The organism is Nocardia sp. CA-290969, from assembly GCF_050936135.1.
In the GTDB taxonomy this organism is placed as follows: domain Bacteria; phylum Actinomycetota; class Actinomycetes; order Mycobacteriales; family Mycobacteriaceae; genus Nocardia.
In genome coordinates, this window is sequence record NZ_JBNJNJ010000001.1 from 5,428,785 (window position 1) to 5,442,681 (window position 13,897).

The 13,897-nt window shown below is 68.6% G+C and carries 15 protein-coding genes; 10 read left to right on the forward strand and 5 right to left on the reverse strand.

Translation table 11 applies throughout. The annotated features are described in order from the left end of the window. Positions 1–16 precede the first annotated feature (16 nt). From ACQEVO_RS24935 to rdgB, 9 genes are all read left to right on the forward strand, one after another. Complete coding sequence (locus tag ACQEVO_RS24935; RefSeq protein ID WP_432917668.1) at positions 17–586, forward strand: DUF2017 domain-containing protein; 570 nt, start codon at positions 17–19, stop codon at positions 584–586. Next, entirely contained in the window at positions 583–1,644 is a 1,062-nt protein-coding gene (locus tag ACQEVO_RS24940; protein WP_432917671.1) for a P1 family peptidase, read from the forward strand. The genes ACQEVO_RS24935 and ACQEVO_RS24940 overlap by 4 nt, the downstream gene beginning before the upstream one ends. A 137-nt stretch (positions 1,645–1,781) precedes the next feature. Further along, a complete protein-coding gene (locus ACQEVO_RS24945) occupies positions 1,782–2,204 on the forward strand; it encodes a Mov34/MPN/PAD-1 family protein (protein ID WP_432917674.1) in 423 nt (140 codons plus the stop codon). 41 nt (positions 2,205–2,245) lie between these two features. Further along, complete coding sequence (locus tag ACQEVO_RS24950; RefSeq protein WP_432917677.1) at positions 2,246–2,521, forward strand: MoaD/ThiS family protein; 276 nt, start codon at positions 2,246–2,248, stop codon at positions 2,519–2,521. Between the two features lie 7 nt (positions 2,522–2,528). Then, entirely contained in the window at positions 2,529–3,491 is a 963-nt protein-coding gene (locus ACQEVO_RS24955) for a PLP-dependent cysteine synthase family protein (protein ID WP_432917679.1), read from the forward strand. Between the two features lie 665 nt (positions 3,492–4,156). Beyond that, positions 4,157–4,876, forward strand: a complete 720-nt coding sequence (locus ACQEVO_RS24960; RefSeq protein ID WP_432917682.1) for a rhomboid family intramembrane serine protease — start codon at positions 4,157–4,159, stop codon at positions 4,874–4,876. Between the two features lie 69 nt (positions 4,877–4,945). Further along, on the forward strand, positions 4,946–5,710 hold the full coding sequence (locus ACQEVO_RS24965) for a cyclic nucleotide-degrading phosphodiesterase (protein ID WP_432917685.1): 765 nt from the start codon (positions 4,946–4,948) through the stop codon (positions 5,708–5,710). 43 nt (positions 5,711–5,753) lie between these two features. Then, positions 5,754–6,527, forward strand: a complete 774-nt coding sequence (gene rph, locus ACQEVO_RS24970; protein ID WP_432917688.1) for a ribonuclease PH — start codon at positions 5,754–5,756, stop codon at positions 6,525–6,527. Continuing rightward, positions 6,527–7,135 (forward strand): RdgB/HAM1 family non-canonical purine NTP pyrophosphatase, encoded by a 609-nt coding sequence (gene rdgB, locus ACQEVO_RS24975; RefSeq protein WP_432917691.1) that lies wholly within the window; start codon positions 6,527–6,529, stop codon positions 7,133–7,135. Before rph ends, rdgB begins: the two co-directional genes overlap by 1 nt. Positions 7,136–7,152: 17 nt before the next feature. Here the strand turns inward: rdgB and ACQEVO_RS24980 are convergent, their stop codons facing one another. From ACQEVO_RS24980 to ACQEVO_RS24990, 3 genes are all read right to left on the reverse strand, one after another. Continuing rightward, a complete protein-coding gene (locus ACQEVO_RS24980; RefSeq protein ID WP_432917694.1) occupies positions 7,153–7,518 on the reverse strand; it encodes a DUF3817 domain-containing protein in 366 nt (121 codons plus the stop codon). Further along, complete coding sequence (locus ACQEVO_RS24985) at positions 7,515–8,057, reverse strand: transcriptional regulator (protein WP_432917697.1); 543 nt, start codon at positions 8,055–8,057, stop codon at positions 7,515–7,517. The genes ACQEVO_RS24980 and ACQEVO_RS24985 overlap by 4 nt, the downstream gene beginning before the upstream one ends. 74 nt (positions 8,058–8,131) lie before the next feature. Next, positions 8,132–9,007: an oxidoreductase gene (locus tag ACQEVO_RS24990; RefSeq protein ID WP_432917700.1), complete on the reverse strand. Its 876-nt coding sequence runs from the start codon at positions 9,005–9,007 to the stop codon at positions 8,132–8,134. A 127-nt stretch (positions 9,008–9,134) separates the two neighbouring features. Between ACQEVO_RS24990 and ACQEVO_RS24995 the strand changes: the two genes are divergently transcribed. Next, positions 9,135–11,183 (forward strand): ATP-dependent DNA helicase, encoded by a 2,049-nt coding sequence (locus ACQEVO_RS24995; protein ID WP_432917703.1) that lies wholly within the window; start codon positions 9,135–9,137, stop codon positions 11,181–11,183. Positions 11,184–11,642: 459 nt separating this feature from the next. On the opposite strand, the gene ACQEVO_RS25000 is transcribed toward ACQEVO_RS24995, so the two are convergent. Beyond that, positions 11,643–12,179, reverse strand: coding sequence for a DoxX family protein (locus ACQEVO_RS25000; protein ID WP_432917706.1), 537 nt, complete (start codon positions 12,177–12,179; stop codon positions 11,643–11,645). A gap of 101 nt (positions 12,180–12,280) precedes the next feature. Further along, positions 12,281–13,642: an NCS2 family permease gene (locus ACQEVO_RS25005; RefSeq protein WP_432917708.1), complete on the reverse strand. Its 1,362-nt coding sequence runs from the start codon at positions 13,640–13,642 to the stop codon at positions 12,281–12,283. Positions 13,643–13,897: the final 255 nt, after the last annotated feature.

Sequence of the window (13,897 nt, forward strand, 5' to 3'; positions counted from 1 at the left end):
CGGTTACCGTAGCGACGTGCGTAAATGGAGCCGGAAGAACTCATTGAGCGGTCTCAAGCTGCGGACGGAGATGGACGCGCGCGAAGCGAGCGTACTGCGCTCGCTGGTCGGAGCCGTATCCGGTCTGCTGGGTGAACGCGCCGCCTCGGCGCCCGAGGACGAGCTCGCCGCCCTGACCGGACTACGCAGCGGCAACACCCTCCCGCCGGACGATCCGCGCCTGGCCCGGCTGCTCCCCGATTTCCACCGCGCCGAACCGGGTTCCCCCGATGCCGACCGCGCCGACCTCAACAGTGCGCTGCGCGGGTTGCACGAACCGGAGATCATCGACGACAAACTGGCGGCCGCGGGCGTCGTCCTGCGGACTGTGCCGGAAGAGGGCGGCAAGATCGTACTCACTCCGGAAGAGGCCGACGCCTGGCTGGCCGCGCTCACCGATATCCGGCTCGCCCTCGGCGTCGTGCTGGAGATCGACGCCGACACCCCGGAGCAGTTCCCGCCCGACGACCCGCGCGCCCCGCATCTGGACGTCTACCACTGGCTCACCTGGATGCAGGACTCCCTACTGCAGGCGATGGCCCCGTGACCGGCGCACCCGGGCCGCGTAACGCGCTCACCGATATCACCGGCCTGCTGGTCGGCCACCATCATGTCCTCGATCCGGACGCCACCCGCGGTTCCGGCGCCGCCACCGGTTGCACGGTGGTCCGCGCGCCGGGCGGTGCGGTCGCGGCCGTGGATGTGCGCGGCGGCGGCCCCGGCACCCGGGAAACCGACCTGCTCGACCCCGCGAACACGGTCCGCCAGGTGCACGCGATCCTGCTCACCGGCGGCAGCGCCTACGGCCTGGCCGCGGCGGACGGGGTGATGCGCTGGCTGGAGGAACACGGCGAAGGCATCCCGATGGATCCGGCCGACCCGGCCCGGGTGGTGCCCATCGTGCCCGCCGCGGTGATCTTCGATCTGCCGGTCGGCGATTGGCGTACCCGGCCCACCGCCGAATTCGGCTACCACGCGGCCGAAGCCGCCGGACCCGATTTCCTGCGCGGTTCCGTCGGCGCGGGCGTGGGTGCCCAGGCCGGAGCACTCAAGGGCGGGATCGGCAGCGCCAGTATCCGCTTCACCGACGGGATCGCCGCCGGGATCACAGTCGGCGCACTGGTGGTCGCGAACCCGGTGGGATCGGTATTCGACCCGCGCACCGGGCTGCCATGGGGCGTGGGCACCGACGGTCCCGAACTCTCCGGCTTGCGCCCCGCCACCGCGGAACAGTTGACCGCGGCCAACGCGCTACCGGTGAAGGGCACCGTCCTCAACACCACGATCGGCGTGGTCGCCACCGACGCACCCCTGGACACCCTGGGCTGCCGCCGCCTCGCCACCACCGCACACGACGGGCTGGCGCGCGCGGTACGACCGGCACATTCCCCCCTCGACGGCGATACGTTCTTCGCGCTCGCGACCGGGACAGCGACCCTACCGGACCTCCCGGCCCTACCCCCGGCCTTCCCCGGCGACCTCCCACTGGTCGACGAACTGTGCACAGCGGCCGCGGTCTGCGTGGAACGCGCCGTCGTCGACGCGATCCGCTCCGCGGAATCGGTCGCCGGTATCCCCGCCTACAACGACCTGTTCGGCAACTGAACGCCGTGGATTCCACTCGGCCCGGGCCCGAGCCGCCGGAGGCGGCACCAATGACTCGGGAATAGGGGCATATCCTCGACGGTTGTCGGCTGTGATGGGTCGGCGACGGCCGAGACGTTGTGTGGAGAGGTTCGATTGTGCTCGTGATCAGGGCCGACCTGGTGGATGCGATGGTGGCGCACGCCCGTGCCGACCATCCCGACGAGGCCTGCGGCATCATCGCGGGGCCCGAAGGATCGGATCGTCCGGAGCGGTTCGTGGCGATGCTGAACGCCGAGCGTTCCCCCACGTTCTACCGGTTCGATTCCGGTGAGCAGTTGAAGGTGTGGCGCGCGATGGACGACGCCGACGAGGAGCCGGTGGTGATCTACCACTCGCATACCGCCACCGAGGCCTACCCGAGCCGCACCGATATCTCCTACGCCTCCGAGCCCGGCGCGCATTACGTGCTGATCTCCACCCGCGATCCGGAACAGCACGAGCTGCGCAGCTACCGGATCATCGAGGGCGAGGTCACCGAGGAGCCGGTGCAGATCGTCCCCGCCTACCAAACCGCCTGACCCCCACAACTTCCGAGAAGAAAGCACAGCGAGGAGCACCCATGCCGGTCACCGTGTCCATCCCGACCATCATGCGCACCCACACCGGAGGCGAGAAGCGTGTCGAGGCCAAGGGGTCCACGCTCGCCGCGGTGATCGAGGATCTGGAGAACAACCATCCCGGCCTGGCCGAGCGGCTGCTGAGCGACGGCAAACTGAACCGCTACGTCAACATCTATGTCGACGACGAGGATGTGCGATTCTCCGGCGGCCTCGACACCACCGTCGGCGAAGGCGCGACGGTGACGATCCTGCCGGCCGTCGCGGGCGGGGCCTGAGAGTCCAGTGGCGCGCTACGAATCCCTGATCGCGACCCTCGGCGATACGCCGCTGGTCGGGCTGCGCAACCTTTCCCCGCAATGGGAGGGTGAGCTGCCGGTGCGGCTGTGGGCCAAGCTCGAGGACCGCAACCCCACCGGGTCCATCAAGGACCGCCCGGCGTTGCGCATGATCGAACAGGCCGAGGCCGAGGGCCGGCTCACCCCGGGTTGCACGATCCTCGAGCCCACCAGCGGCAATACCGGGATTTCGCTGGCCATGGCGGCGAAACTCAAGGGCTACCGCCTGGTGTGCGTGATGCCCGAGAACACCTCGGTGGAGCGCCGCCAGCTGCTCACCATGTTCGGTGCCGAGATCATCGATTCGCCCGCCGCCGGCGGTTCGAACCAGGCGGTGGCCAAGGCCAAGGAGATCGCCGCGGCGAACCCGGACTGGGTGATGCTCTATCAGTACGGCAACCCGGCCAACGCGCTCGCGCACTACGAGACGACGGGACCGGAGATCCTCGCGGATCTCCCCGAGATCACCCATTTCGTGGCCGGCCTAGGTACCACCGGCACGCTGATGGGTACCGGCCGGTTCCTGCGGGAAAAGGTCCCGGGCATCGAAATCGTCGCCGCCGAACCCCGCTACGGCGAGCTGGTCTACGGCCTGCGCAACATCGACGAGGGCTTCATCCCCGAGCTGTACGACGAATCGGTTCTCACCAGCCGGTTCTCCGTCGGCCCCTACGACGCGGTCCGCCGCACGCGTGAACTCGTGCTGGAAGAAGGCATCTTCGCCGGAATCTCCACCGGCGCGATCCTGCACGCGGCGCTGGGCGTCGCCCGCAAGGTCGTCGCGGCCGGTAAACGAGCAGATATCGCCTTCGTTGTCGCCGACGGCGGCTGGAAATACCTGTCCACCGGCGCCTACGACGGCACCCTCGAAGAGGCCGAGGAACGCCTCGAAGGCCAACTCTGGGCTTGAGTTTTTGGCGCCGACTCCGTCGGCGCGGGTTTTGGCCCCTGTGTTTTTGGTGCCGCCTCCGGCGGCACGGGTTTTGGCCCCCCTTGGTCCCTGCTGTCAGCACTCGACACTCGCGGCTGCGCCGCATCGCATCGAGCACTGACAGCAGGGACGGGCCAAAACCTCCAAGGGCCTCGTAAGACTCGGCACCGCCGCGGTTGCGTTGAGTTCCGGGGTTATGTGGACCGCTGGGGGCCTTGTAAGACTCGGCATCGCCGCGGTTGCGTCCGATTTCCGGTTATGTGAACCTCCGAGGGCCTCGCAGACTCGGTGCCGCCGCTGGGCGCGTTCGGTTCCGGAGTCATGTGGGCCTGCGACGGCCTCGCTGGGCTCGGCGTCACCGGGGTTGCGTTCGATTTCGGGTGTTTATGTGAACCTCCGAATGCCTCGCTTGACGCGGCGACGCCGTGGTTGCTTTCGAGTCGGGTGGGGTGATCTCGGAGGCACGCAGAGCTCGCGGCCGGTGGGCATCGCCGGTTGGGGATCGCGGGACTGCGCGCGGGGGCGGCATCCTCCGTGTGGCGAGACCTCGGGTGGTATACGCGACCCAGCGGGGCAGGATCGGCGACCCAGTACCCTCGGTATCAGGCGCGTGGAGACCTGGTCGCGCCGAGGAGGAGATCGTCATGACCGGTGGCGCACCCCTGGGCGCTTCGTTCGACCCCGATCGTATTTCCGCACCCCGGCCGGGGCCCGGTGGCGGGCCCACCTCCGGCGCTCCGGGCCGCCGGCCTCGTTTCACCGCCGGGCGGGCCTGGGGACGGGCCGCTGTGGTCATGGCCGCGTTCGTCGTACTGCTGTATCTGATCGAATCGGTGGATTCGATCATCGACTACTGCATCGACTGCACCGCGGGGATCGAACCCCGCGTCGTAGACGGCCTCGACGGCATCGTGTTCGCGCCGCTGCTGCACGGCAGCTGGGATCATCTGATCGGCAACACTCTGCCGGTGCTCATCCTGGGTTTCCTGACACTGGCCACCGGTATCGGCCGCGGCCTGGCCGCCACCGCGGTCATCTGGATCGTCGCCGGGCTGGGTACTTGGCTCACCGGCGGGACGAACACCGTCCACATCGGCGCGTCCTCGCTGGTCTTCGGCTGGCTCACCTATCTCATCTGCCGCGGCTGGTTCGCCCGCCGGATCGGCCAGATCGTGCTCGGCGTGGTGGTCCTCGCCTTCTACGGCTCCCTGCTGTGGGGTGTTCTCCCAGGTCAAGACGGAATCTCCTGGCAGGGCCACCTTTTCGGCGCGATGGGTGGACTGTTGGCCGGCTGGGTACTCTCCAGTGATGAACGTCGACACCGCCGGCAACTGCGCACCGGGGCGCCTCTCCCGCCCCGGTGACCGTGGATGCGGCCAGTATTTTCGGGGGATGCGGTCTTGAATCGGGAAACATCGTGGCAGCATGGGAGCATGCGCCTCACGGTCCTCGGGTGCTCGGGCAGTGTGTCCGGCCCGGATTCCCCAGCGTCGGGTTATCTGCTCACCGGCCCGGATATGTCGCCGGTGGTCATCGATTTCGGTCCGGGGATCCTCGGCGCGCTGCAGCGATACGCCGATCCGGGCGAGGTCGACATCTTCCTCACCCATCTGCACGCCGATCATTGCCTCGATCTGCCCGGCCTGCTGGTCTGGCGGCGCTACCATCCGAGCCCGCCCACCGGGCAGGCCGTCGTCCGCGGTCCCTCGGACGCGCCGGTGCGGATCGGTAACGCCTCGGCCGAGGTCGGCGGCGAATGCGACGACTGGTCCGATGTGATCGATTTCCGCCGGTGGGCCGAGGGCGAGACGGTGGAGTTCGGTCCGGGCCACACCGTCACGGCGCGCCGGATGTTCCACCCGCCGGAGTCCTACGGGCTGCGGATCGTCACCGCCGCCGGGCGCACCTTCGTCTACACCGGCGACACCGCGGTCTGCCCGGCCGTGCAGGAACTGGCCGAAGGCGCCGACGTTCTCCTGGCCGAGGCATCCTGGACCCACGATCCCGCGAATCGGCCCGAGGGCATACACCTTTCGGGTACCGAGGCCGGCCGGATCGCGGCGACGGCTGGTGTCAAGGAACTGCTGCTCACCCATATTCCGCCGTGGACCTCCCGCGAGGATGTCATCGCCGAGGCCAAGGCCGAATTCACCGGGCCGGTGCACGCCGTGACACCCGGCGAGGTCTTCGACCTGTAGACCCAGAGATCCCGGCACGCGGCTTCCCCACTACGCTGAGCCCGTGTCGAGACGAGCCGATGGCAGGGCGGACGACGAACTCCGCGAGGTACGGATCACCCGAGGCTTCACCACGCATCCGGCCGGTTCGGTGCTGGTCGAGTTCGGGCAGACGCGGGTGATGTGCACGGCCAGCGTCACCGAGGGCGTTCCGCCCTGGCGGCGCGATTCCGGGTTGGGCTGGCTCACCGCCGAATACGCGATGCTGCCGGCCGCCACCCACACCCGCAGCAGCCGGGAATCGGTCAAGGGCAAGGTCGGCGGACGCACCCAGGAGATCAGCCGGTTGGTCGGCCGGTCCCTGCGCGCCTGTATCGACCTGGCCGCGATCGGCGAGAACACCATCGCCGTCGACTGCGATGTGCTGCAGGCCGACGGCGGCACCCGCACCGCGGCCATCACCGGCGCCTACGTCGCGCTGGCCGATGCCGTCACCTATCTCGGGGCTGCGGGCGGCCTGGCCGATCCGCAGCCGATTTCCTGCGCGATCGCCGCGGTGAGCGTCGGCGTGGTGGACGGCCGGGTCCGGCTGGACCTGCCGTACGAGGAGGATTCGCGCGCCGAGGTCGATATGAACGTGGTCGCCACCGACACCGGCACCTTGGTCGAGATCCAGGGCACCGGTGAGGGCGCGACCTTCCCGCGATCCACCCTGGACAAACTGCTCGACTCCGCGCTGGCGGGCTGCGAGCAACTGTTCGCCGTGCAGAAGGAAGCGCTCGCGCTGCCCTACCCCGGCGTGCTGCCGGAAACCCCCGAACCGGCGAAGAGGAAGTAATGGCCCGTCGCGTCCTGCTCGCCAGCCGCAACACCAAGAAACTGAACGAACTGCGCCGGATCCTGGACGAAGCGGGCGTGGCCGGCCTCGAAATCGTCGGCCTCGACGATGTGCCCGAGTATCCGGAAGAGCCGGAGACGGCGGCGACGTTCGAGGAGAACGCGCTGGCCAAGGCGCGTGACGGCGCCAAGGCCACCCGGCTGCCGTGTATCGCCGACGATTCCGGGATCGCCGTGGACGCGCTCAACGGTATGCCCGGGGTGCTGTCGGCCCGCTGGGCCGGGCAGCACGGCGACGATGCCGCGAACAACGCACTGCTGCTGGCCCAGCTCACCGATGTCCCGGACGAGCGCCGCGGTGCCCGGTTCGTCTCGGCCTGTGCGCTGGTGGTCCCGGCCGGTGCGGAGATCGTGGTCCGCGGCGAATGGCCGGGCACGATCGCCCGGGCCCCGCAGGGTGACGGCGGTTTCGGCTACGACCCGCTGTTCCATCCCGACGGCGGTGAACTGAGCGCGGCCCAGCTCACCCCGGCGCAGAAGGACGCGGCCTCGCATCGCGGCCGGGCGCTCGCCCAACTGCTCCCAGCGCTCACCGCATTGGCCGACTGAGTCCTACGGGGGTCGGCTCAGAGCCCGAAATCGCGTTTGACCTGCTGGGTGTTGCGGTGCTCGACGAAGAACGAGAGCAGCGGGATCGTGCCCGCCAGCAGGGTGCCGATAGTGCGTTTGATCGGCCAGCGCACCTTCACCGCGAGGTCGGCGGTGAGGATCAGGTAGATGAAGTACGCCCAGCCGTGCACCATGGCGATCCATCGCGGAGTGTCGACACCGAAGCCGTACTGCGCGATCATTTCGGCGGTGAGCAGCAGCAGCCACAGACCGGTGATCCAGGCGAGCGCGCGGTAGCGCAGCAGCGCGCCCGCGATCTTGCGGTTCCCGGCGGGCCGGGTGGCCGGCGCGGCGGCAACGGTGGTTTTCTCGCTGGCGGTCAACCGGCGCTCCTCTCAGAATCGCGGGCGTCGGTGCCCGCCTGGTCGCCGGCGTTCAACCTGGCGAGATAGCTGTTGTATTCGGCGAGCACCGGATCGGTGTCGCGGGCAGCGCGCGGGCGCTCGGGCAGGAACCCGGCGGGAATCTCGCGGGGTTCCCGCGCCGCGATGCGGCGGCGGCCACCCCCACCGCCCGCCGGACGCCGATCGGCCGCAGCTGGGGCCGCCGCGTCTGTTACGCCGGTGCCCGCAGCCGCCACACCTGACCGCGACGGGCCGGAGCCGGCGGATTCACCGGCGACCGGCGGGTCGCCGTCCTCCGTGGCCTCCTGTTCCAGCCGCACGAAGCGGAAGTAGGCGAACAGCGCGAAGGCGCCGAACAACGGCCACTGCATCGCATAGCCGAGGTTCTGCGCCGTTCCGCTGGCCGAGGAGAATCGCTCCCACTGCCACCAGCCCAATGCCACTGCGGCCACCGCGAGCACAACCGCCAGCACGATCAGGGCCGGGCGGTGCACAGTGCGGCGGGGTGTTGCGGACACGGCTACCACGGTACCCGTCTACTACACCGGCCGTAGTGTGAGGTGCGCGGTGCGGCAGCCGTCGTCGCCGCCGGTCAAAGCTTGTAGGCGACCCCGGTCATCCGCTCCGATTCTTCCCACAGGCGACGCCACAGCTCGGTGTTCTTCGACAGCCGGGTCGACGGGGATGCCTGCACCGGCCCCTGGGACTGGAACAGCCGCGTCGGCCCCCAGTAGGTCTGCGGATCGGCATCCGGCATCGTCGCCGCGAACAGCGTGGAATGCGCCGCCTTCGCCGGCGCGTGGCCGACCAGCCGGATCACCGGTTTACTGATGAGGTCGAGCGGGGTTTCGGTGCGGGTGAACAGTTCGGTCGCCGACACACCCGGATGGACCCCGTAGGACCGCTTCGGTGATCCGGCCGCGGCCAGCCGGCGCTGCAATTCGCGGGCGAACATCAGATTCGACAGTTTGGCCTGGGCGTAGGCGAGGTTGCGCTGATAGCGCCGGTTCTCGTAGTTCAGGTCGTCGATCCACAATTTCGGAGTCTGTTTGTGGGCGATGCTGGCCAGGGTCACCACCCGGTCCCGGATCCGGTCCAGCAACAGCCCGGTCAGGGCGAAATGTCCGAGGTGGTTCACCCCGAACTGGGTTTCGAAACCGTCGACGGTACGCGAGAACGGCACGTTCATCAGTCCCGCGTTGTTGATGAGAACATCGAAAGCGCCTGTCGCTTCCGCGAATTCGCGCACCGAGGAGAGGTCGGCCAGGTCGAGCCGCCGCACCTGGATATCGCCACCGATGGAATCGGCGACCTCGCGGGCCTTCTCGGTGTTGCGGCAGGCCATCACCACGGTGGCCCCCTTACCGGCCAGGACCTTGGTGGTCTCGGCACCGAGGCCGCCGTTGGCCCCGGTGATTACGAATACGCGCCCGCGCTGGTCGGGCATCTGATCGGGTTTCCACGCCATGACCCGACCTTACTGCCGGGTAAGATCGCTGTGAAGGACCACACACCCGACTGGCGATACGCGACGGCCGGCCGAACGGTACGCGACTCCGCGCACGGGTGTCGGTGCGGCGCAGTAGGCTGCCCGAGTGCCCGAACTCCCACCCGTCTCGACCCTGCTGGCGACCGCAGTGACCGCGCTCGGCGGTAAGGAGCGCCCCGGTCAGATGACCATGGTGGCCGCGGTGGACAACGCTATCGAAACCAAACAACATCTCGCGGTCCAGGCCGGTACGGGCACCGGGAAATCGCTGGCTTATCTGGTGCCGAGCCTGCGCTACGCGGTGCGCACCGGGCGCACGGTGGTGGTCTCCACCGCCACGATCGCCCTGCAGCGGCAATTGGTGGACCGGGATCTACCCCGGCTGGCACAGGCCCTGGCGAAACCGCTCGGCCGCGCGCCGGAGTTCGCGATCCTCAAGGGACGCAACAACTATCTGTGCCTGAACAAGATCAACAGCGCGGTCCCGGACGAACCGGCCGAGGCGGAACTGTTCGACGCGTTCGCGGTCTCCCGGCTCGGCCGCGAGGTCAAACGCCTCAACGAATGGGCCTCCGATACCGAAACCGGCGATCGCGACGAACTCGCCCCCGGGGTCAGCGACCGCGCGTGGCGGCAGGTCAGTGTGTCGTCGCGGGAATGCCTGGGCAAATCCCGCTGCCCGTTCGGCCAGGACTGCTTCGCCGAACGGGCCCGCGCCGAATCCGCGCAGGCCGATGTGGTGGTCACCAACCACGCACTGCTGGCCATCGACGCCATCAGCGGTATCCAGGTGCTCCCCGAACACGATGTGGTGGTCGTGGACGAGGCGCACGAACTGGTCGACCGGGTCACCGGCGTCGCGACCGCCGAACTGTCGGCCACGGCCATCAGCGCCGCCGCCCGGCGCTGCGCGAAACTCATCGACGAGCAGGAGGTCGATCGGCTGGAGGCGGCGGCCGAGGCCTGGCATACCGCCCTCGACGAACTCGGGCCGGGCCGCTGGGAAGTACTGCCGGACGGGATCGGCCAGGTCCTCGCCCTCATCCGGGACGCCGCGTGGAACGCGCGCACCGCGCTGAACCCGCAGGGCTCCGCCGCACCCGGCTCGGACCCGGAGGCCGCGGCCGGCCGGAACATGGCCGTGGCCGCGGTCGAGGAGATCCACGACAGCGCCGTCCGCGCCCTCACCGCGTTCGACGAACCGGATCCGGCGGCCCGCCGCGATGTGGTGTGGTTATCGGCCGACGAGGTCCGCGGCGTCACCCGCCGCTCCCTGCATATGGCCCCACTGGCCGTCGGCGGATTGCTGCGCAGCCAGTTGTTCGGCACGGCCACCGTCATCCTGACCTCGGCAACTCTGCAGATCGGCGGTTCGTTCGACGGCCTGGCCCGCACTTGGGGGCTGCCACCGCAATCGGGCGGCAAGGTCGATCCGGCGATGGCCAACAGCGCGGAGGCCCCCGGCGATACCGGCACCATACGCTGGACCTCGCTGGACGTGGGGTCACCGTTCGACCACGCCAAATCCGGGATCCTCTACGTCGCCAAACATCTGCCCAGCCCGGGCCGCGACGGGCTACCCCCGGCGTATCTCGACGAGATCGAACGGCTGGTATCGGCCGCGGGCGGCCGGACGCTGGGGCTTTTCTCCTCCATGCGCGCCGCCAAATCGGCGACGGAAGCACTTCGCTCCCGGCTGAAAACACCGATCCTGTGCCAGGGCGAGGATTCCACCGGTGCACTCGTGCGCAAATTCGCCGACGACCCGGAAACGTCCTTGTTCGGCACCCTCTCCCTCTGGCAGGGCGTGGACGTCCCCGGCCCCTCGCTGAGCCTGGTGATCCTGGACCGTATTCCCTTCCCCCGCCCCGACGATCCTCTGCTGGCGGCCCGCCAGCGCGCCGTCGAATCCCGCGGCGGCAACGGCTTTCTCACCGTCGCCGCCAGCCACGCCGCCCTGCTCCTGGCCCAGGGAACCGGACGACTGCTGCGCAGCGTCGACGATCGCGGCGTGGTCGCCATCCTCGACCCCCGCCTGGCCACCGCCCGCTACGGCGGCTACCTGCGCGCCTCGCTCCCCCCGTACTGGGAAACCGCCGACCCCGAGGTCGTACTGAAAGCCCTGCGCCGCCTCGACTCCGCGGCAACGGTCTGAACTCCGGTCGCTTCCCCAGCTGGACACACCGGCACCAGTCCACGGCCATCCCGCACGCAACCACGGCGACGCCGAGTCCAGCGAGGCACTTGGGGCCTCACAACCCCGAAATCAAACGCAACCACGGCAGCGCCCAATCCAGCAAGGCACTTGGGGCCTCACAACCCCGAAATCAAACGCAACCACGGCAGCGCCCAATCCAGCAAGGCACTTGGGGCCTCACAACCCCGAAATCAAACGCAACCACGGCAGCGCCCAATCCAGCAAGGCACTTGGGGCCTCACAACCCCGAAATCAAACGCAACCACGGCGGCGCCGAGTTCAGCGAGGCATTTGGAGGGTTTGGCCCGTCCCTGCGTTCAGCCCCGCGAGACAATGCGGCGCAGCCGCGAGTATCGCGGGGCTGAACGCAGGGACCAAGGGGGGCCAAACCCCGCGCCGACGGAGTCGGCGCCAAAATTACAGCACGCCTTTGAAGATCAGCGTGATCACCGCGGCCACGACCGCGGCCGCTACCGAGATCAGGCCCCAGCTCAGGCCGCTGCGCGCCCAGGGCCGGCCGGAATCCACGGAGAGCCGCCCGGGCCCGGTGAAGGCGACTACCAGCGCGACCACCGCGAAGAGCAGACCCATCTCGTAACCACCGAGCAACCCCTTGCTGAAACCGGTCTCTACGATGACGATTCCGGTGCCCAGGACGATCGCCGCGGCCAGCGGGGTGAACGCGCCGAGGGCCAGCAGCAGCCCGCCCACGAATTCGCTGAGACCGGCAGCGGTGCCGAACAGGTCTCCGGGGTTGAAGCCCATCTTTTCGAACCCGGCATTGTTGGCGTCCAGACCTTCGCCGCCGAACCAGCCGAACAGTTTCTGGGCGCCGTGGGCGGCGAACAGCAGCCCGAACACCAGGCGCAGGATCAGCAGCCCGATATCGGTGGACAGGGTTTTCTCGCTGGTAGTGGTGTCGGTGGTGCGGTCGAGCGTCGAGCTGGTGGTCATCGGAACCCCTCGTTCATCCGGCAGGTAGTTAGCCTGGGAAACAACCGGACCGTGGTCCGAATCCCCTGAGCTAGGTTACCCTAACCTTGCCGCGCCGCAACCTATTCCGCGAGCAGGAAGAAATATCCGAGGAACACCACCGTCAGCACCCACATCACCGGATGCACTTCCCGGAACCGGCCCCGCGCCACCATCACCACCGGATAGAAGATCATCCCCATGGCCAGGCCGTTGGCGATCGAATAGGTCAGCGGCATCACGATGATCGTGATGAACGCCGGTACCGCGAACTCCAGCCGGCCCCAATCGATATCGCCCAGCGAACGCGCCATCAGCACGCCGACCACGATCAGCGCCGCCGCGGTCACCGCACCCGAACCCGCCACCACCGAAAAGACCGGGAAGAAGAACATCGCCACCGCGAACCAGGCGGCGGTCACCACCGCGGTGAGACCTGTACGGCCGCCCGCCGAAACACCGGCCGTCGACTCCACATAGGCCGTGGTGGTGGAGGTACCGATCACCGCACCCGCCATCGTCCCCACCGCGTCGGCGGACAGGGCGCTCGACGCCCGCGGCAGTTCGCCCTTGGCATTGAGCAGGCCCGCCTGATTCGCGACCCCGATCAAGGTGCCGGAGGCGTCGAAGAAATCGACGAACAGCATGGTCAGCACCACCACCGCCATCTGCGCGGTGAACGCGTCGGGCAGATGGATGATCGCCTGCCCGAAGGTCTGGTCCAGGCCCTGCGGAATCGCGGCCACCCCGTCCGGGATATCCACCAGCCCGGCGATCATCCCGACCACCGCCGTCGCGACGATGCCGTACAGCACCGCCCCGTGCCAGCCGCGCACCAGGAAGATCACGGTGAGCACGAGCCCGAACAAGGCCAGCACGGTGGTGCCCTCGGTGAAATCACCGAGCCCGACCAGGGTCGCCGGATCCGCCACCACGATCCCGGCGTTCTTCAGACCCAGAAACGCGACAAAGGTCCCGACCCCCGCAGCGACCGCCAGCTTCAGCTGCAGCGGGATCGCGTTCAGGATCTTCTCGCGGATCTTGGTGATCGCCAGAACGAAGAAAATCACCCCCGAAAGCAACGTGCCCGACAACGCCACCTGCCAGGGGATCCCCATCCCCAGCACCACCGAATAGGCGAAGAACGCGTTCAAACCCATACCGGGCGCCAGCGCGATCGGGTACCGGGCCCACAACCCCATCACCAGCGAACCCACCACCGCCGCCACCGCGGTCGCCGTGAACACCGCCTGGGTGGGAATACCCTGTGCCCCGAGATCACCCTGATCACCGAGGATGGAGGGATTGACCGCGAGGACGTAACACATCGCCAGGAACGTCACGGTTCCGGCCATCAGCTCACGTCGCACGGTCGAGCCGTGGACCCCGATCCCGAAGAACGTATCCACTCGTCCGTGGGTCCGGGTCAACAGTCCGGTGGCCATGGCACCTCCAGTCGGCTAGGCGTAACTCCGTCCCGGCGGTTGCCGACCACCCGGCGCGGTACGACGCAGGTCAGCGCCAGTGGAACGGTATCGGAAAGTTGTTACGAAGCTGTATATATGGCGCCGCCTCCGGCGGCGCGGGGTTCGGGGCCCCCGGATGTCTCGTTCTTCACTCCTCCGCTCCTCCGCTTCGCTCCCCCGCTCCGTCGCTCCAGAACGAGACGGGCCCCGAACCACGTATGCCGACCATGTGGG